18 protein-coding genes are annotated in these 18177 nt (G+C 69.5%); 12 read left to right on the top strand and 6 right to left on the bottom strand.

Going from position 1 to position 18177, the window contains the following annotated elements; genetic code table 11:
* Positions 1–63: 63 nt before the first annotated feature.
* A complete protein-coding gene (locus H0524_RS19360) occupies positions 64–630 on the top strand; it encodes an Lrp/AsnC family transcriptional regulator (RefSeq protein WP_180199916.1) in 567 nt (188 codons plus the stop codon).
* Here the strand turns inward: H0524_RS19360 and H0524_RS19355 are convergent.
* Positions 585–1574 (bottom strand): helix-turn-helix domain-containing protein, encoded by a 990-nt coding sequence (locus H0524_RS19355; protein WP_180199915.1) that lies wholly within the window; start codon positions 1572–1574, stop codon positions 585–587. The two genes, H0524_RS19360 and H0524_RS19355, sit on opposite strands and share 46 nt — an antisense overlap.
* Before the next feature lie 65 nt (positions 1575–1639).
* Here H0524_RS19355 and H0524_RS19350 point away from each other — a divergent pair, with 65 nt between their 5' ends.
* From H0524_RS19350 to H0524_RS19325, 6 genes are all read left to right on the top strand, one after another.
* Positions 1640–2914, top strand: a complete 1275-nt coding sequence (locus H0524_RS19350; protein WP_180199914.1) for an MFS transporter — start codon at positions 1640–1642, stop codon at positions 2912–2914.
* Positions 2838–4211: a PQQ-binding-like beta-propeller repeat protein gene (locus H0524_RS19345; RefSeq protein WP_180199913.1), complete on the top strand. Its 1374-nt coding sequence runs from the start codon at positions 2838–2840 to the stop codon at positions 4209–4211. Before H0524_RS19350 ends, H0524_RS19345 begins: the two co-directional genes overlap by 77 nt.
* A gap of 67 nt (positions 4212–4278) precedes the next feature.
* The gene (locus H0524_RS19340; protein WP_180199912.1) at positions 4279–5946 is read left to right on the top strand and encodes a fumarate hydratase; all 1668 of its coding nucleotides are present in this window, start codon (positions 4279–4281) and stop codon (positions 5944–5946) included.
* A gap of 189 nt (positions 5947–6135) precedes the next feature.
* Positions 6136–9108 (top strand): BTAD domain-containing putative transcriptional regulator, encoded by a 2973-nt coding sequence (locus H0524_RS19335; protein WP_180199911.1) that lies wholly within the window; start codon positions 6136–6138, stop codon positions 9106–9108.
* Between the two features lie 53 nt (positions 9109–9161).
* Positions 9162–10562, top strand: coding sequence for an aspartate ammonia-lyase (locus H0524_RS19330; RefSeq protein WP_180199910.1), 1401 nt, complete (start codon positions 9162–9164; stop codon positions 10560–10562).
* Between the two features lie 494 nt (positions 10563–11056).
* Positions 11057–12085, top strand: coding sequence for a CAP domain-containing protein (locus H0524_RS19325; protein ID WP_180199909.1), 1029 nt, complete (start codon positions 11057–11059; stop codon positions 12083–12085).
* A 250-nt stretch (positions 12086–12335) separates the two neighbouring features.
* On the opposite strand, the gene H0524_RS19320 is transcribed toward H0524_RS19325, so the two are convergent.
* Positions 12336–12953, bottom strand: a complete 618-nt coding sequence (locus H0524_RS19320) for a TetR/AcrR family transcriptional regulator (RefSeq protein WP_180199908.1) — start codon at positions 12951–12953, stop codon at positions 12336–12338.
* 73 nt (positions 12954–13026) lie between these two features.
* Here H0524_RS19320 and H0524_RS19315 point away from each other — a divergent pair, with 73 nt between their 5' ends.
* Positions 13027–13437: a RidA family protein gene (locus tag H0524_RS19315; protein ID WP_018726638.1), complete on the top strand. Its 411-nt coding sequence runs from the start codon at positions 13027–13029 to the stop codon at positions 13435–13437.
* 45 nt (positions 13438–13482) lie between these two features.
* On the opposite strand, the gene H0524_RS19310 is transcribed toward H0524_RS19315, so the two are convergent.
* From H0524_RS19310 to H0524_RS19295, 4 genes are all read right to left on the bottom strand, one after another.
* Positions 13483–13773: a putative quinol monooxygenase gene (locus H0524_RS19310; protein ID WP_180199907.1), complete on the bottom strand. Its 291-nt coding sequence runs from the start codon at positions 13771–13773 to the stop codon at positions 13483–13485.
* A 296-nt stretch (positions 13774–14069) separates the two neighbouring features.
* Positions 14070–14612, bottom strand: a complete 543-nt coding sequence (locus tag H0524_RS19305) for a dihydrofolate reductase family protein (protein ID WP_255436069.1) — start codon at positions 14610–14612, stop codon at positions 14070–14072.
* Between the two features lie 168 nt (positions 14613–14780).
* Positions 14781–15083 carry a hypothetical protein gene (locus H0524_RS19300; protein ID WP_180199906.1) on the bottom strand — a complete coding sequence of 101 codons (303 nt, stop codon included), beginning with the start codon at positions 15081–15083 and terminating at the stop codon, positions 14781–14783.
* Positions 15077–15217 carry a hypothetical protein gene (locus H0524_RS19295; protein WP_155244540.1) on the bottom strand — a complete coding sequence of 47 codons (141 nt, stop codon included), beginning with the start codon at positions 15215–15217 and terminating at the stop codon, positions 15077–15079. Before H0524_RS19295 ends, H0524_RS19300 begins: the two co-directional genes overlap by 7 nt.
* A gap of 413 nt (positions 15218–15630) precedes the next feature.
* Between H0524_RS19295 and H0524_RS19290 the strand changes: the two genes are divergently transcribed.
* The 4 genes from H0524_RS19290 (at position 15631) to H0524_RS19275 (ending at position 18161) form a co-directional block, all read left to right on the top strand.
* Positions 15631–16443, top strand: a complete 813-nt coding sequence (locus tag H0524_RS19290; protein WP_180199905.1) for a helix-turn-helix transcriptional regulator — start codon at positions 15631–15633, stop codon at positions 16441–16443.
* Entirely contained in the window at positions 16434–16616 is a 183-nt protein-coding gene (locus H0524_RS19285; protein WP_180199904.1) for a DUF397 domain-containing protein, read from the top strand. Before H0524_RS19290 ends, H0524_RS19285 begins: the two co-directional genes overlap by 10 nt.
* A 233-nt stretch (positions 16617–16849) precedes the next feature.
* Positions 16850–17881: a hypothetical protein gene (locus H0524_RS19280; protein WP_180199903.1), complete on the top strand. Its 1032-nt coding sequence runs from the start codon at positions 16850–16852 to the stop codon at positions 17879–17881.
* Between the two features lie 97 nt (positions 17882–17978).
* Positions 17979–18161: a DUF397 domain-containing protein gene (locus H0524_RS19275; protein WP_180199902.1), complete on the top strand. Its 183-nt coding sequence runs from the start codon at positions 17979–17981 to the stop codon at positions 18159–18161.
* Positions 18162–18177 lie beyond the last annotated feature (16 nt).

Below are 18177 nucleotides of genomic sequence, written 5' to 3'. Positions count from 1 at the left end.
GGTCACTGAGCAACTGTTCTTGATCTGGCTGGTCAGGTTGTACATGCAGTAGGGTCCTTGCCTATGAACCCTGGTCATACTGTCCAGCTGGACAGCCTCGACGTCGGCCTGATCGAGCTCTTCGCCGAGGAGCCGCGGATCGGCGTGCTGGAGTGCTCCCGTCGCCTCGGGGTGGCCCGGGGCACCGTGCAGGCGCGGCTGGACAAGTTGGTCGCCCGCGGGGTGATCGACGGGTTCGGCCCCGCGGTGTCCCCGGCCGCCGTCGGGTTCGGGGTGACCAGCTTCGTCACCCTGGAGATCAGCCAACGACACGGGCGCGATCCGGTCGTCGCCCACCTGGCGGCGATCCCGGAGGTGCTCGAGGCGCACACCATCACCGGCTCCGGTGACCTGCTCTGCCGAATCGTGGCCCGCTCCAACGCCGACCTGCAACGGGTGATCGACCAGATCGTGTCGCACGAGAGCATCCGACGCACCTCGACGATCATCGCCCTGGCCGAGCAGATCCCGCACCGGGTCCTTCCCCTGCTCCGCTCCGCGCTGCGGGCAACGTCACCGACGGCAGCGGAGGGCGCCGGGGCCGGTCAGCCGTTCTCGGCGAGCGCGTCCCCCAGCGAGGTGCGGCGGTAGCGGACCGTCCGGCCGGCGCGGGCGCGGGTCACCAGGCCGGCCTCGCGCAGCACCGCCAGATGGTCGCCGACGCCGCCCAGGCTCAGGCCGAGTTGCGCGACGAGCTGACTGGTCGTCGCGGGGGCCGTCAGGGCGCGCAGCACCGTGGCGCGGCCCCGGCCGACCAGCCGGTCCAGCGCGTCCACCGGCCGCGTCGGGTCCGCGGGGCCGAGTAGTTCGGCGACCCCGGCGGCCTGGTAGACGATCGCGTACGGCCCGGGCTGCTCGACGTAGTACATCAGGGAGCCGAAGACGGTGGGCACGAAGAGCATTCCGCGCCCGGTCAGCGGGTACGTCCGCGGGTCCCGGTCGGCGAGGTCGAGATAGCCGACGCCCGGGCCGGGCACCCAGTGCAGCCGGGGGTCCAGGTCCGCGACCGCCGCGCCCCAGCCGTACGCGAGCAGCCGCCCCGCCCGGTGCAGCAGGTCCCGCTCCAGGACGGCCCGTAGGCGCGGCCACTCCGGCTCGACCAGCGTGACCCAGGCCGCCTCGAGCCCGTCGGCGAGTTGGTCCACCACGTCCGGCGACTCGTAGATCCGACGGGCGTTCGCCGGTGGGGTTCGGTGGCCGGCGAGGTTGCGGGCCAACTCGGCGCGGGCCCGCGCCAGTGGAGTAGCCCGGACCAGGGCGAGTTCGTCGGCGAACTCCCGTGCCATGCCGTCTGGCGGCGGTTGGTAGAAGTCCGCGTTGTACGCGCCCTGGCGTTGCAACGCCAACAGCGCGTCGATCGCCGGCATGCTTCGCCGCAGCTGCTCGAAGGCGGGGCGGGCCCGGGTCACCCACGGGGTCAGCCCGGTGACCTCGTTCTGCCCGGCGCAGAGCCGCAGCGCCGACATCGCCTCCCCGAGCGGCGAGATGGCGTAGCGGCTCACCGCCACATCCGCCGAGGTCACCTCGATCCGCATGCCGCTCCTTTCGCTGGTGAACGAAAGGATAGGTCGTCACCGGGTCACTCCCCACACTTACTCGAATGATCGTTACCGACTCCCGTCCCGTCACCTTCCGGGACGTCTTCGCCGTCGCCGAGTTCCGGGCGCTCTTCGGCGGCTACAGCGTGTTCGTGATCGGCGAGACGGTGAAGATGCTCGCCCTGTCCGTGCTGATCTACGAGCGCACCGGCTCCGGGCTGCTGGCCGCGTTGGCGTACGTGACCGGGTTCCTGCCGCACGCGGTGGGCGGGGTGTTCCTGCTCGCCCTCGCCGACCGGTGGCCGCCGCGGCGGCTCATCGTCGGCTACGACCTGTTCCGGCTCGCCATGGTCGTGGTGCTCGCGCTCGGCGTGCTCTCCCCGCCGGCCATGCTCGGCCTGGTCGCGGTCGTCGGACTCCTCGCCCCGGTCAGCAGCGCCGCCCGCAGCGCGCTGCTGCCGGAGATACTGCACGGCGACGCGTACGTGTTGGGGCGGTCGGTGCTCACCGTGGCGGCCGGGGGCACCCAGGTGGCCGGGTTCGCCCTCGGTGGCCTGCTGCTCGGGCTGGTCGGCCCGTACGGGGCGCTCTGGCTCACGGCGGCCACCTGCCTCCTCGCCGCCCTGCTGGCCCGGGTCGGGCTGACGTCCCGAGCGCCCCGGGTGGCGACGGGGACCGGAAGCGCCGTCGGGGAGACCTGGCGGGTGAACCGGATACTCCTCGCCGACCGGCGGGTACGCGGCCTGCTCCTGGCACAGTGGATTCCCGGCTCGCTGCTGGTCGGGGCCGATGGCGTGCTCGTGCCGTACGCGGCCCAGCTCGAACCGGCGGCCAGTGCCGGCCTGCTGCTGATGGCCGGTGCCTTCGGGATGCTTCTCGGTGACCTGCTGGTCGGACGGTTCGTCGGGCCCGCCCGCCGGGAGGCGTTGACTCCGTGGCTGGCGCTGCTGCTCGGCGTGCCGTTGCTGGCTTTCGTGGCCGAGCCGAGTCAGTGGCCGGCGGTGGTGCTGCTCACGGTCGCGACCGCCGGTTTCGCCTACCACCTCGGGCTGGCCCGGCGGTTTCTCGACGCGGTGCCGGAAGCCCGCCGGGGGCAGGCGTTCGGGCTGCTGGGCACCGGCATGATGGCGGGGCAGGGATTGGCCGCCGCGGCCGGCGGGGCGTTGAGCGAGGTGGTCGCCCCCGGCACCGTGATAGCGCTCGCCGGGGTGGCGTCGCTCACCGCGACGGTGGTGCTCTGGCGGACGCTGGCCCCGCCGGGTGCGGGCGCGGCGGGATGCGGCGGTCCGGGCGGGCGGCTACCGTGTCCCGGTGGTGAAGGGGCGCGGCCTGGGTAAGCCTGGTTGGTTGCTGCTCGGGCTCGTGACGGTCGTCGTGCTCTCGGTGAGCGGTGTCTGGAACCCGTTCCCCGGGGTGTGGGACTGGGTGAACCGCAGTGCCCCGATCGGCGGGCCGGGCGTGGTCTGGCAGCAACGCGTCGGTGGCACCCCGCGCAGCGTCACCATCGCCGGGGAAGCCGTCGTGGTCGAGCAGCGCACCCGGGTGGAGGCGGTACGGCTCGGCGACGGCACCCCGCTCTGGAAGCGCAAGGCCGACTGGTCGGCGGTCGCCGGTGCGGGGCAGGACGCCGTCGTCGTGGTGGGCAAGCTTCTCACCCGGGGCTACGAGGTGCTCGACCCGGTAACCGGTGCCACCCGGCGGCGGGACACCGACGCGGTCGCGGTCTGGACCTGGCAGAACCTGCTGATCGACGCGCGCTGCCCGGCCCCCACCGACTGCACGTTGCACGCCTGGGATCCGCGCGGGGACACGCCGCTGTGGACGGCCTACCTGCCTGGCGTCCAAAGTGGCCTGCTGGGGGACAACCCGGGGCTGCTCGACACCCGTCGGATCGAGGCCGTCCGAATCGACAACGGGGTCTCCGGACCGGAGCCGGTACCCGGGCTGCTCGGGTTTCCGGTCGACGGTCGCGTGCACGTGTTGGACACCGCGACCGGACGGGTGCTCGTGGACATCGAGCCGGGCCGGGACGAGCGGCTGTCGGTGGTCGGTGGCCGGATGTTGCGGCTCACCGCCCGCTCCGAGGAGGGCAACTGTCTTTACACCGTCTCGGGATGGGACCCGTTGTTGGGGAAGGAGACCTGGCAGCGGGCGGGCGTCAACTTCGGCACCGCCGACGCCATCGGCTGTGCCCAGCGCCGGGACCCGTTGGGCGCCCGCAGCGTGCTGATCGGGGTGTCGCCGGACGGCAGGCAGGCGGTCCTCGACGCCTACGACGGCCGGCTGCTGCTGGTCACCGACCTGGGCACGAAGATCGTCGCCGTTGACGATCGATACGCCCTGGTCCGCGCGGCCGACCAGCGCTCGGTCTCGGTCCGCGAACTGGGCGGTGGCGAGACCCGGTGGACCCGCCCCGCCGAGAAGGAGCCGCGGGCGACGCTCACCCCGTCCGCGGCGATCTTCGCCGAGCGGGAGCCGTCCCGGCTCGTCGCGCTCGATCCGGCTACCGGCACTGAGCTGGCGAACCTCCGGACGGCGGCGAACGCGCTCGCGGTCGGAGCGAACGGCATGGTCATCGGCGAGGGCCGGCAGATCGGGTACGTCTCCTTCCCGCCAATCGACCCGACGGGGTGAGAGCGCTGTCCCAGGACCTACCCGGCGGGTGGGACCGGACGGCTCTTCTGCCCTAGGCTTTCCGCTCATGAGCAGTGCCGCCTCCTTCTCGTACGCACCCCTGCTGCCGACCGGTTCGGACCAGACGGAGTACCGCCTGATCACCGACGAGGGCGTTGACGTCGTCAACGGCCCCGGTGGTCGCCGATTCCTGACTGTGGAGCCGGCCGCGCTCACCGCGCTGACCGCCGAGGCGATGCACGACATCGCGCATTTTCTGCGCCCCGCGCACCTGGCGCAGCTCCGGTCGATCATCGATGATCCGGCGGCCTCGCCGAACGACCGCTTCGTCGCGCTGGACCTGCTCCGCAACGCCAACATCGCCGCCGGTGGGGTGCTCCCGATGTGCCAGGACACCGGTACGGCGATCGTGCTGGGCAAGCGGGGCCGGCACGTGCTCACCGACGGGGCGGACGCCGAGTCGATCTCCCGGGGGGTCTGGCAGGCGTACACCCGGCTGAACCTGCGCTACTCGCAGCTCGCCCCACTGACCATGTGGGAGGAGCGCAACACCGGCAGCAACCTGCCGGCGCAGGTGGAGCTCTACGCCGAGGACCCGGACGGGCAGCCGGACGCGTACAAGTTCCTCTTCATGGCCAAGGGCGGCGGCTCGGCCAACAAGTCGTACCTGTACCAGGAGACCAAGGCGTTGCTGAATCCGACGCGGATGATGCAGTTCCTGGAGGAGAAGCTGCGGTTGATCGGTACGGCGGCCTGCCCGCCGTACCATCTGGCCGTCGTCATCGGCGGCACCAGCGCGGAGTACGCGCTGAAGACCGCCAAGCTGGCCTCGGCGAAGTACCTCGACCGGCTGCCGACCGCCGGTTCGATGACCGCGCACGGCTTCCGCGACCTGGAGCTGGAGGCCGAGGTGCTGGAGCTGACCCGGGACTTCGGCATCGGCGCGCAGTTCGGTGGCCGGTACTTCTGCCACGACGTGCGGGTGGTCCGGCTACCCCGGCACGGCGCGTCGTGCCCGGTGGCGATCGCCGTGTCCTGCTCGGCGGACCGGCAGGCGGTGGCAAAGATCACCCCGTCGGGGGTGTGGCTGGAGCGACTGGAGACGGACCCGGCCCGCTACCTGCCCGACGTGACGGAGTCCCAGTTGGAGTCGTCGGAGGTGGTCCGGGTCGACCTCAACCGGCCGATGGCCGAGATCCGCGCCGAGTTGAGCAGGTACCCGGTCAAGACCCGGCTGTCGCTGAGCGGTCCGCTGGTCGTCGCCCGGGACATTGCCCACGCCAAGATCGCCGAGCGGCTGGACGCCGGCGAGTCGATGCCGGCCTACCTGCGGGACCACGCGGTCTACTACGCCGGGCCGGCCAAGACCCCCGAGGGCTACGCCTCCGGCTCGTTCGGCCCGACCACGGCGGGCCGGATGGACGCGTACGTGGAGAAGTTCCAGGCCGCCGGCGGCTCGATGGTGATGCTGGCCAAGGGCAATCGTTCCACCCAGGTCACCCGTTCCTGCCAGGAGCACGGCGGCTTCTACCTCGGCTCGATCGGCGGCCCGGCGGCCCGGCTGGCCCAGGACTGCATCAAGCACGTCGAGGTCCTCGAGTACGCCGAGCTCGGCATGGAGGCGGTCTGGCGGATCGAGGTGGAGGACTTCCCGGCCTTCATCGTGGTCGACGACAAGGGCAACGACTTCTTCGCCGAGGTGACCAAGCCGGTCCTCACCGTCGGCCGCCGCTGACATCGGTGCGCCCGCTCGGCTACCGCGGAACGGGCGCACCGCCCCCGTCACATGTTTCCTCAATTACGCGTCCTGGATTGTCGGACAGCCCTCTCTTGATCCACTCTCACCGCGCTATCGCCGTAGCCAAAATGGTTTTAGGTCGACAGCTACCCTGCGGGAAGTTGCACGTACGGCAGGAGTGGACGTATGCGGTTTGGGATCCTGGGCCCGCTGCGGGTCGGTGGCGAGGCCACCGTTACCGCGGGTCGGGATCGGACCATCCTCGCGACGCTGCTACTGCAGGCGGGTCGGATCGTGCCAGTGGCGGAGCTGGTCGACGCGGTCTGGGAGGAGCAGCCACCGGCTACTGCCCGGGCCCAGCTGCAGACCTGTGTGTCCCGGCTGCGGCGCCATTTCGTCACCCTCGGGTTGCCCCCGGAACTCATCGTCACCGACCCGGTTGGATACAGCGTCCGTACCGCGCCCGGTGACCTCGACGCGGAGGTGTTCGGCAACGAGGTTGCCGCCGCCCGGGCGGCGGTCGCCGCTGACGAACTGGCGGACGCCCGACGGCGGTTCCGTGCCGCGCTCGCGCTCTGGCGGGGGCCGGCGCTGGGCGGTATCGCCGGGCGGAGCATACGCGGCCGGGCGCAGACGCTCGACGAGCAACGGGTGACGGTGCTGGAGGAGTGCGTCGACGTCGAGCTGCGGCTCGGCAACGCCGTTGACCTGATCGACGAACTGACCGAGGCGGTCGCGCGACACCCACTGCGGGATCGCCTGCGGGGCCAACTGATGCTGGCTCTCTCTGTCATCGGTCGCCAGGCCGATGCCCTCGTCGTCTACCGGGACGGGCGCCGGCACTACGCCGAGGAGCTGGGCATCGAGCCCGGCGTGGAGCTGCAGCAACTGCACCAGCGGGTGCTGGCCGGGGACCTGGTCACCACTGGACCGCGGCGCACCACCGCCCCGGTCCGGGGCCTCCCGAGGGCGATCAGCGACTTCACCGGCCGGCAGGAGATCGTCGTGAAACTGCTCCAGCAGTTCCACGAGGGGGACACCCAGGTTCAACTGATCGACGGGATGGCGGGCAGCGGCAAGACCACCCTCGCGGTGCACCTCGCCACCCGCCTCGCCGACCGTTACCCGGACGCGCAGCTCTACATCGACCTGCACGGCCACAGTGACCGCTCTCCGTTGACCCCGGCCGCCGCGGTGGCGACGTTGCTACGGCAGCTGGGCGTACCAGCGGAGCGGGTTCCGGTGGACCTGGAGGACCGTCTCGCCCTGTGGCGCACCGAACTCTCCGGTCGGCGGGCGTTGGTGTTGCTGGACAATGCGGCGAGCGTCGATCAGGTCGCACCCCTGCTGCCGACCGGGCGGTCCTGCCTCACGCTGGTGACCAGTCGATGGCGGTTGGCCGGGCTGGATGCGGGCCACCCTATGTCGCTGCCCGTGCTCGATCTGGACGAGGCCGTCACGATGCTGGGCCGGGTGGCCGGTCCGGAGCGGGTCGCCGCCGAACCGGAGGCGGCGGCGGAGGTGATTCGTCGCTGCGGCTTCCTGCCGTTGGCGATCCGCCTGGCGGGTGCCCGGTTGGCGCACCGGCCGAACTGGCGGATCGTTGACCTTGTGGAGCGGCTGGCCGGAGCCCGTGATCCGCTGGCCGAGTTCGCGGCCGGGCCGCGTTCGGTGGGCGGCGCCTTCGCCCTGTCGTACGCGCAGGTCTCCCCGCCTTCGCGGCGGCTCTTCCGACTGCTCGGCGTGCATCCGGACAGCAACTTCGACAACGCGGTCGCCGCCGCGTTGGCAGAGCTGGCCCTACCCGACGCCCGGGACCTGCTCGACGAGTTGATCGACGCGAATCTGGTCGAGGAGCCGAGGCCGGGCCGGTTCCGCCTCCACGACCTGGTCCAGAAGTACGCCCGCCGCCTGTTGGCCGAACCCGGTCGAGCGGCCGAGCGCTCCGCCGCCCTGGAGCGGCTCCTCGATCATCACCTGTGCGTGGCGGCGGCGATCGCCCGAGTCCTCGAAGCAACCAGCCAGGCCGCCTTCGTGCTGCCGGATCCGCCGCGGGCCGACCTGGTCGAGGCATGCCTACCGCAGGGGTCAACCTGGTTCGACAACAACCGCGTGGTGTTGACCGCGCTGCCCCGAGTCGCCGAGGCGGAGGGATTGCTCCAGCACTGTTGGCGGCTTGCCCGTGCCTGCTGGTGGGTGAACTACCAGGGTGGCCACTTCAGCGAGCTGATGGAAATGCACACCGTGGGGCTCCGCGCGGCGGAACGCCTCGACGATCAGGCTGCGGTGGCGCTGACCCTGAACTACCTGGCCTCGGCGCACTATCGGCTGGCGCGGTTCCCCGAGGCGATCACCCTGATGTCGCGGAGTCTCCAGGTGTGCCGCCGGCGCGGGCTGCGGCAACAGATAATGAGCGTACTGATGAACATTGGAGCCGCGTACTCCAGCAATGGCGACTACCGGCGCGGCTTGGATTTTTACGACGAGGCGATCACGTTCGCCGATGCCAGTACTGGGCGGGCTAGGCTTGCCGAGCTGACGAACAACAGGGGCTGCGCGCTCGTCTACTGGGGCCGGTACGAGGAAGCTCTGCGCACGACCCGGCTGCACATGGTGCTGGCACGGGAGATCGATGATCTGTGGGCACTGGGCCGGGCGTTCGCGCACACCGGCATGATCCGGCACCGGATGGGGGACATCGTGCCGGCCCGGCGGCTACTCCGGGCGGCACTACGGCTCATGCGGCGGGTCGGCAACAGCTACGGCGAGGGCGAGGTCCTCAACGAGTTCGGTGTGTTGGCGCGGGAGTCTGGGCGGCCCGGGGAAGCCGCGCGGCTGCACCGGGAGGCACTGATCGCGATCAACAAGTCCGGCGACCGGGTTGGTGCGTGTGCCTCCCGCAACCTGCTGGCTCAGGCGATCGCTGAGCAGGGGGACCGGCCCAGCGCGTTGGATCTCTTCCGCCGGGTGCTGCAGGATGCCCAGAAAATCAACCATCGGTACGAGCAGGCGCGGGCCCTGGACGGCATGGCCCGCTGCCTGCGGTCGACGGACGTGAGTGCGGCGCGAGCGCACTGGACCCAGGCGCTTGCCCTGTTCGACCAGGTCGACGTGCCGGAGCGGCACGAGGTGCGGCGGCTGTTGACCGAGCTGGACTGACCGGCTCGGGGTGAATATCCGCGCGGGGCGGTCGTGCGCGGCAGGATGGTGGGGTGACGAATCCTGAGGCGACCGGCTACCGGATCGAACGCGACTCGATGGGCGACGTGGAGGTGCCGGCCGCGGCGCTGTGGCGGGCGCAGACCCAGCGCGCGGTGCAGAACTTTCCGATCTCCGGGCGGGGGTTGGAGCCGGCCCAGATCCGGGCGCTGGCCCAGATCAAGGGAGCCGCGGCCGAGGTCAACGGTGAGCTGGGGGTGATCGACGCGAATGTGGCCGCCGCGATCGCCGCCGCCGCGGCGCACGTGGCCGACGGCGGGTACGACGACCAGTTCCCCGTCGATGTTTTCCAGACCGGCTCTGGCACGTCGTCGAACATGAACACCAACGAGGTGATCGCCACCCTGGCCGGCCGCGAGCTCGGCGCCGACGTGCACCCCAACGACGACGTGAACGCGTCGCAGTCGAGCAACGACGTCTTTCCGTCCTCGGTCCACCTGGCCGCCACCGAGTTCGTGACCCGAGACCTGCTGCCCTCCCTGGTGCATCTGGCGGAGGCGTTGGAGGGCAAGGCCGCCGAGTTCGGGGATGTGGTCAAGGCGGGGCGTACCCACCTGATGGACGCCACGCCGGTCACGCTCGGTCAGGAGTTCGGCGGGTACGCCGCGCAGGTCCGCTACGGCATCGAGCGGCTGGAGTCGGCCCTGCCCCGCCTGGCCGAGCTGCCGTTGGGTGGCACCGCGGTCGGCACCGGCATCAACACTCCGCTGGGCTTCGCGGCGCGGGTGGTCGAGCGACTGCGCGACTCGACGGGGCTGCCGCTGACCGAGGCGCGGAACCACTTCGAGGCGCAGGGCGCGCGGGACGCGCTGGTGGAGACCTCCGGTCAGCTGCGGACGATCGCGGTCGGTCTCTACAAGATGGCCAACGACATCCGCTGGATGGGCTCCGGGCCCCGCGCCGGGCTGCGGGAGTTGCGGATCCCGGATCTCCAGCCCGGTTCGTCGATCATGCCCGGCAAGGTGAACCCGGTGGTCTGCGAGGCGGTCCGCCAGGTCTGTGCGCAGGTGATCGGCAACGACGCGACGGTCGCCTTCGCCGGTTCCCAGGGCGATTTCGAGTTGAACGTCATGCTCCCGGTGATGGCCCGCAACCTGCTGGAGTCGATCAAATTGCTGGCCGCGTCGGGGCGGTTGTTGGCGGACCGGTGCGTGGTCGGCCTGGTCGCGGACGCCGAGGTCTGTTTGGCGTACGCGGAGGGCTCGCCGTCCATCGTCACCCCGCTCAACCGGCATCTCGGGTACGACGAGGCCGCGTCGATCGCGAAGGAGGCCCTCGCGAAGCAGGTTTCGATCCGGGAGGTGGTGGTCTCCCGGGGGCACCTGGAGTCCGGCAAGCTCACCGGGGAGCAGCTTGATGAGGCGCTCGACCTGCTCCGGATGACGCACCCCTGACGGTACGAGGGCACGTAGCGTGATCCCGCACGCCGCTGGTCTGTTGGCGCGCGGGATCACGATTGGGCCTGCGGCGATATCGGTGCCTTGTCGACGATAGGTAGTGATGGATCACTACTGCGTAACTGGATCGGGCCGAGAAGCGGGAGCCGTAGCTGCCCGACTGCGCTTGATGTCTGTTTCTCAACGGATAGCGGTTAAGTCGGCTCTTTTTCCGATCAGCGTGCGTAGTGCCGCCGGTCTCCTCTTGACGGATGCGGAAGAGTTTGCGCGTCATGGCTGCCGCTCACGCTGGAACCGGTCCTGTCCGGCGGCCCGCCGCCGTCGCCACCTGGTGTGACGCACCGACCATTAGTTGCCTACTTCAATTTACCTGCTCGAGGGGCCGATTCCTTTAACTTGTTCTTAGCCGTTTCTTAGATGCGTTGCCGCAGGAAATTGTCGGCACGTAGCGTCGCCTCGACCCGCAGTTTGAGACCGAGGAGGCTACCGGCGTGTATGGCTGGAGCGAATCGATGGAACCGGATGGTGATCGTCGGGAACCCAAACCGGCTGCCGACGTATGGGATCGGCCTGCCGATGACTGGGACCGGCGGCAGCAGGAATCGTCGGGTGGCCGGCACCGCCAGCGGCCGGCGGGCGGGCGGGACGAGCCCGCCGGGCCGACCGGCGGACCAGCGAGTGGGCATCGGATCGGTGGTGCGTCCTCGGCCGACAGTCCACCCGCGAACAAAGGCCCTCGCGTCGGCCACCGGACTCGCCGGCCGGTACTCATCGGTGCGACGGCGGCTGCCACGCTGGCCGTGAGCCTCGGGGTTGGTGCCGCCGCACTCTCCGACGGAGACGAACTCATCCCCACCTCGGGCTACAGAGACATCGTGGCCACGAAGCCGACCTCCTACCACCAGGGGGGCGGGAGCCGTGCCGAGCGGCGCTCCTCGACCAGCTCCAGCTCCGGTCCCAGCGCCACGCCCAGTACCGCGGCACCGTCGCGGTCCACCGGAGAGCGCCGGGGGCCAGCTCCGGAGGCGTCGCGCTATACCGCTAAGCCCCGCCCCACGCGGGTGCGCAAAACCGCCGCACCCCGCCCCACTCAGGTGTCTACCACTGCGCCGACCACTGCGCCCGCCCCTGCCGGGGTCAGCGCGGAGGCCGGCGAAGTGATCCGACTCGCCAACGCCGAGCGTGCGAAGGCCGGCTGTGCGGCGTTGAGTGTCGATGACAAGCTGATGACCGCCGCCCAGCGGCACAGCCAGGACCAGGCCGATCACCGGAAGATGTCCCACACGGGTAGCAACGGCAGTAGCCCCGGCGATCGGCTCGGCGACGTCGGCTACCAGTGGCGCACCTACGGGGAGAACGTCGCCTGGAACCAGCAGTCACCTGAGGCCGTGATGACCGCGTGGATGAACAGCCCCGGCCACCGGGCGAACATCCTGAACTGCTCCTTTACCGAGATCGGCGTCGGCGTCGCGAGTAGTAACGGACCGTACTGGACGCAGGTCTTCGCCGCGCCTCGCTGAGCATCGTCATTGTTCCGGAGTCTTCCACCACCAGGTACCCCCGCTCTTCGTCGACGGCTGCTCGACGGCGTGCGCGCTAGTAGGGACGGAATCTGGCTCGCTGGCCGGCCGCGTTCATCGCGGCCGGCTGCGCCGTCTGCTCTGCGATACCGGGGAGGCCCACTCTGATCATGCTGAGGGGTGGTGGACTCGCCAGCGGTGGGACACGTGGCGATAGCCCCGGCCCTGTCTGGCGGTATCCCTGACTGGCTCATTCGGTCAGGCGCGGCTGCCAGCCACTCGCCACCGATCGGCGGCATCGGTCGGGGTCGTCTCCGGTGGCGGTGAAGAGTGCGGTCAGCAGGAGGGGGCCGTGGGCGAGGGCCGGCCGGGGCAGCGGGCCGGTGGCGACCAGGGAGACCAGCCCGTGGGCGACGGCCCAGCTCTGGGTGGCCAGTTCGAGCGGGTTGGTGTCGGCGCGGTAGCGGCCGGCTAGCCGGCCTCGTTCGGCGGCTTGGACCAGGTATTCCAGGGTGTCGTCCGCTGCCTGGGCGTCTTCCAGGTCGAAGTTGGCGTCGAACATGACCCGGTACAGGTCGGGGTGGTCCAGGGCGTTGCCCAGGTAGGCGGTGACCAGGGCGGTCAGGTCCCGGACCGGGTCCTTCGAGGGCGCGACCTGGGCGAGCCGGGTGCCCAGGCGGGTGAAGCCCTCCTGCCGGAGGGCTTTCCACATGCCGTCCATCCCGCCGAAGTGGGTGTAGACGGCCATGGTGGACACGCTCGTGCCGGCCACCAGCGAGCGGAGGGTGATGGGCTCGCGGGTGCGGAGCATCTGCGCGGCCCGCTCGATGAGTTGGGTACGGACCGCTGGGTCTTTCCTCCTGGCCACAACGCCAGGATACATAGCATAGCTGTGCTATGTTTAGATGGTCTAACCGACAGCTCCAGGAAAGGGAGTCAGCATGACCATCACACTGGTGAACCCCGAAGGGCTGCCGAAGGTCGACCTCTACTCGCAGGTGGCGGTCGCCGCCGGGTCGCGGCTGGTCTTCCTCGCCGGCCAGGTCGCCGTCGATGCCGACGGGAACACGGTTGGCGTGGGCGACCTCGCCGCCCAGGTCGAGCAGTGCTACCTCAACGTCGCCACCGCCCTGGCCGAGGTCGGCGGCTCCTTCGATGACGTGGCGAAGTTGACCGTGTACGTCGTCGACTGGACGCCCGACAAGATGGCGCTCCTGGGGGAGGGCATCGCGCGGGCGGCGGCGAAGTTGGGCGTCACCCTGGCCGCCCCGTTGACGGGCCTGGGCATCAGCGCGCTCGCCGGCCCCGACCTGCTGGTCGAGGTGGAGGCCACCGCAGTCCTCGGCGGCTAGGGCCGCGAAGGAGCAAGGGTCCGACGGCGCCGTACGGCGCCGGACTCAAGCAATCTGACTCATCTCGTACCGCGTGCATTCAGCGATCTTGTCGGCGGTGGCTTCCCCATGCTCTTGCACGTGTGAGCGGTTCATGTGCACCTGCCAGAGTTCATAGGACTCCCAGTTCTCGTAAACGAGGAAACGGGTGGGGTCGCTGTTGTCCTGATGGAGGTAGTAGTCGATGCACCCGTTCTCCTGGCGGATGAGCGGGACAACCCTCCTGAGCTCGGCCTTGAGCGGTTCCACCTGGTCCGGCTTGGCGTGAACGTCGACAACAATGGTCAGGTGCGGCATTCGGCGCTCCAGGGTTCCTCGGCTGCGCTTAACCTCCTCAAGCTAGCGGCTGAGATCACCGGGAGTCCCGGCAAGCCATCAACTGGGGCAGCGAGCTGAACCGAGGACCGAGGACCGAGGATCGAGGACCGAGGATCGAGGACCGAGGATCGAGGACCGAGGGCCGGGGATCGAGGACCGAGGGCCGGGGATCGAGGACCGAGGGCCAGGGGCGCGGGCGGTGGCGGAGTCGGCCGTCATCCAGGCCGTCTGGTGTTCCCTGGGGCGTGGCCTCCGCGCCCCAGGGAACACCCAGCTCAGCGCAGGATCTTAAACCGCAGGTGGGTCGCCTGGGGCGTATCGATCACACCGATGTTCTCCAACCGCAGGGCGGTAGCGTCGAACAGCTTGATCCCGCCGTCGATCACCAGGGGCCGTACCGCCAGCCGCATCTCGTCAACGAGCCCCGCGGCCAGGCACTGCTGGGCGAGCTGGGCGCCGCCGCCGATGATGACCTCGCGCTCGCCCGCGGCGGCCTGCGCCCGGCGTACGGCCTCGGCCACGTCCGGGATGAAGTGGAAGACGGTGTCCCCTTTGGCCACCTGCTCTGGCGCGCTGTGCGACACGACGAAGTGCTCGACCGGGAACGGGTTGTCCACGAACCCGTCCTGGCTGGCACCCTGGTCGTAGGTGCGTCGCCCCATGACCATCGCGCCCATGCTGCGCTGCAGCTCCTCGACGATCGCCTGGCTCTCCGGCGAGGGTGCGAAGAACCAGTCATGCAGCCCGGCGGGCCCACCGTCCGCGGCGGCGATGCAACCATCTACCGACATCGTCATATCCAATACTACTTTTCCCATGAAACCTCCACCGGTTGCTGGCATCCTCGCTTCGCGAGCCGGGAACAGCGCTCCTGCCCACCTCTCCGGGGTTGCTGAGGTGTCATGATCACGGAAAGCTCGCTTTCACCGATATCATCATCACCCACCGACATTCCGGTGCCCCGCTGACTCACTGGTGCCCCCCACCTAACCAACCCCGTCATCCTGATCTGAATTCATCGCTGGCGGGCTGTTTCGGGGTGTCCAGGCGAGGAACCGGTCGAAGAGGGTTTTTGGGTCTGGGCCATGCTGTGGGTGGAGTTTGTGCAGGTCGGCTGCGGCGTCGTGGAGTTGGGCGCAGAGGTAGATCCGGAGTGCGACGAGGTCCTTGCCGTACTCGTGGCGCAGGGTGAGTCGGGCGGTGGCGCAGGGCCAGGTTGCGGCGCAGGTGCGGCAGATCCAGAGTGGGCGTAGCGGCAGGTGCGGTCGGGCGGCGGGCGGGGTCACCACTTGCCGCCGTTGGCGCGCCAGGTTTGGGCGGGGGTGAGCCAGCCCACCCGGCCTACCTGGGGGTTGGCGACGGTGGGGGCGTTCCACGCGGGGCGGTTCGGCGGGGGCGCGGCGGTGGTGGGTTCGGTTGGCACGATGGTGTGGCGGTCCGGGCAGGTTCGCCAGCGTAGGCCGCAGGAGCACTGGGGGCGGGGCCCGCGCCAGACCCGGCGGTGTCGGGGTGCGAGCGGTATGGGGCGTTGGTTGCGCGGCCACCGGAATGCGCGGGAAAACCAGCTTCGGATAGATCGAGACATGACGCGGCCCTTCTTGAATCCACTGTGAGTGTCACGGCCCCGGCGGTGGGGCCGCCCGGCCGGGGGAGCGGGCGACCCACCGCGACGCCGCGTTCGAGAATGGAAGCGAGCGTCGTGCTTCACAGTGTGCTGAGGGTGCGGCTACGGTCGGAAGGGTTTGGCCGTGTTGTGCGAGGGCCTTTGGGTGGGGCCGGGGTTGCGGGTGGCGCGTTATTGGAGTCGATCAACCGGTTCGTGGAGGGCGGTTGGAGATGGCGACTGGAGAGATGACCGCTGCGGCGTTTTTGGTGGCGGAGTTACGGCGGGCGCGGATTCGGCGGGGCTGGAGTCAGGAGGAGTTGGCCAAGGCCATCAACTATTCGCCGTCGATGGTCAGTGCGGTGGAGTTGGGGCAGGCGCCGCCGACCAGCAAGTATCTCGAACAGTTCGACAAGGTTGTCGACACCGGCGGCCTCTTCACCCGCATGTTGACCGATTTGGTCGTCCTCGATAAGAACCAGGCATGGTCCCGTGGTTGGCGCAGAATCCAGGCGGAGTCGTGGGCCCTACGCTGGTTCGATCCACTACACGTTCCAGGGTTGTTGCAGACCGAGGCGTATGCGCGGGCGGTCTTTGAGTCGGATCCGCTACTTGAGCCAGAGGAGGTGGAGCGCAGGCTTGCCGACCGACTGGACGGTCAGGCAGTTCTCTATGCCGAGCGTCCGTCCCGGCTCGTGGGGGTGATGGATGAGGCGGTGTTGCGGCGGAGGGTAGGTGGTCGAAAGGTCATGCGCGACCAGTTGTCACACCTCGCCCGCTTAGCCGTCGAGCACCCACACGTCCGAGTCCAAGTCGTGCCCTGTTCTGCGGAAGAGTATCCAGGTCTCAATGGCCCGTTCATCCTCGCCAGCATGGCTGGTGGAGGCGAACTCGCGTTCCTCGGTGGCCAGATCGGCGGTCAGGAGTTCGACCGGCTGGCTGATCTCATGCGCTTGCAGCGGACCTGGGAAGCTACTCTCGCCGTGGCCCTGCCCCCGCAGGAGTCCATCGAGCGGATCAAGGAACTGGTGGAGTCATGGAAATGACCGGTGCGCGGTGGCGTAAGAGCAGTCGCAGTGGTTCCAACGACCAGTGTGTTGAGGTGGCGACGAACCTACCAGGTGTGGTGGGGGTGCGGGACAGTAAGGATCCGGCGGGTCCGGCGCTCTCCATCGACCCGGGTTCCTGGCGGTCCTTCACCGCCGCGTTACGCCGTTAGGGCGAGCGCCTCCATCGTCACGAACGTCGTGCGTCGCAGGCATTGCCTGGTCCAAACGCGCCACCTGGGAAGCATGCTTGTCGCCGGGGCAGCGGGCAGGCATGCGACCCGGACTGGCTGGGATGTGCACCCCTGTTCACCGTCGGGTCGGCGAGGGTGGGTCCCTGCGCTGCGGTCAGTGATGAGGCGGGAGCTAGGACCACGCTCTCGGTGCCAACGGTGCGCTCTTCGCCTTGGCGGGTGACGACGAGGAAGGCGGTGAGAACGTGCGGCGGCGCGCGGTACTGCAAGCCCTCAGCACGGCCGGGATGGCGGTGGCGGGTTGGCCGCTGACCTCGGCAACCACACCTCGCAAGGTCGGCATGGATCACGTTGCTGACCTCGTCGACACGACCGCCGTCTACCGGGGGTGGGTATCTCGACATGGTGGATTGGCTGTGCAGCAACCGGCTGCGCAGTTGCTGGAGCGGGCCGCCACCCTGTACGGCACTGCCCACGAACCGAAGGTTCGTACGGCGCTACTCGTCGCGATCGCCGAACTCGCCGGCCTCGGCGCGTACATCGCGCGCGACATTGGAGACCACCGCAGCGCCGACGAACACGCCTGGCTTGCCTTGTCCGCCGCCACCACCGCCGGCGATACCGCCCTTGGCGGTCACACCGTCGTGCGGATGGCGGGGCACAACATCGAACTGCGTAACCCCGACAAGACGCTGGCACTCCTCGACGCGGCCGCGCAGCGCGCCAGCGACCTGTTCACCGCAGGCGACCGCGCCAACCAGACCTGTATCCGGGCGTGGGCGCACGCCCAGGCAGGTCACACGGACCTGGTCCGTCGTGCTGTGGGAGACGCCGAGGACGCCTTCACCCAGGTAGATGCGACTGGTGCACCCGGCTGGGCCGCCCAGCACGTCACCGAGGCAGAGCTCTACAGCCTCACCGGCGCCGCGTACACGGACCTAGCTCGCACCAACCCCCGACATGCCCTAACCGCCATCAATCGTCTTCATCGGGCCCTGGACCTGCGCGGCGTGTCGTTAGCCCGGAACCGTACCCTCGACCAACTCAGCCTGGCGGAAGCGTTGCTGTACGCCGGGGAGTTTGACGAAGCGGGGCGGGTTGCGTCGGTGGCTACCGACGCTGTCGGCGATATCAATTCGGGCCGGCTCTCGCTGCGCATCGCTGGTTTGACTCGCCAGATGCAGCCGCATGCCCGCAAAGCGCCTGCCATTGCCGAGTTCGTCGCAGCGCAACGTGCCGGATAGGTTCCCGGTGGCGTCTGTTCGTCACCATTCAATGCAGCTAGGGTGAGGAATTGCATCTACAGAGATCGATCGAACTGGTGAGGAGAGTGGTGAAGTCATGAACTTGACGGGTGCTACCTGGCGGAAGAGCAGCCGGAGTGGTTCTAGTGACCAGTGTGTTGAGGTGGCGACGAACCTGCCGGGTGTGGTGGGGGTGCGGGACAGTAAGGATCCGATGGGTCCGGCGCTCTCCATCGACTCGGGCTCCTGGCGCTCCTTCACCGCCGCGCTACGCCGTTAGGCGAGCGCCCCGGCCT

This window comes from Salinispora sp. H7-4, from assembly GCF_013416675.1.
In the GTDB taxonomy this organism is placed as follows: domain Bacteria; phylum Actinomycetota; class Actinomycetes; order Mycobacteriales; family Micromonosporaceae; genus Micromonospora; species Micromonospora vitiensis.
Note: the sequence above shows the minus strand (reverse complement) of the source record. Positions and strands in the feature narration are given on the sequence as shown.

Excerpts from the sequence above, each read along its gene's own strand:
- H0524_RS19350 (WP_180199914.1), top strand. The coding sequence starts at position 1,640 with ATGATCGTTACCGACTCCCGTCCCGTCACCTTCCGGGACGTCTTCGCC.
- H0524_RS19275 (WP_180199902.1), top strand. The coding sequence starts at position 17,979 with ATGAACTTGACGGGTGCTACCTGGCGGAAGAGCAGCCGGAGTGGTTCT.
- H0524_RS19315 (WP_018726638.1), top strand. The coding sequence starts at position 13,027 with ATGACCATCACACTGGTGAACCCCGAAGGGCTGCCGAAGGTCGACCTC.
- H0524_RS19340 (WP_180199912.1), top strand. The coding sequence starts at position 4,279 with ATGAGCAGTGCCGCCTCCTTCTCGTACGCACCCCTGCTGCCGACCGGT.
- H0524_RS19335 (WP_180199911.1), top strand. The coding sequence starts at position 6,136 with ATGCGGTTTGGGATCCTGGGCCCGCTGCGGGTCGGTGGCGAGGCCACC.
- H0524_RS19355 (WP_180199915.1), bottom strand. The coding sequence starts at position 1,574 with ATGCGGATCGAGGTGACCTCGGCGGATGTGGCGGTGAGCCGCTACGCC.
- H0524_RS19290 (WP_180199905.1), top strand. The coding sequence starts at position 15,631 with ATGGCGACTGGAGAGATGACCGCTGCGGCGTTTTTGGTGGCGGAGTTA.
- H0524_RS19310 (WP_180199907.1), bottom strand. The coding sequence starts at position 13,773 with ATGCCGCACCTGACCATTGTTGTCGACGTTCACGCCAAGCCGGACCAG.
- H0524_RS19285 (WP_180199904.1), top strand. The coding sequence starts at position 16,434 with ATGGAAATGACCGGTGCGCGGTGGCGTAAGAGCAGTCGCAGTGGTTCC.
- H0524_RS19305 (WP_255436069.1), bottom strand. The coding sequence starts at position 14,612 with ATGGGAAAAGTAGTATTGGATATGACGATGTCGGTAGATGGTTGCATC.
- H0524_RS19360 (WP_180199916.1), top strand. The coding sequence starts at position 64 with ATGAACCCTGGTCATACTGTCCAGCTGGACAGCCTCGACGTCGGCCTG.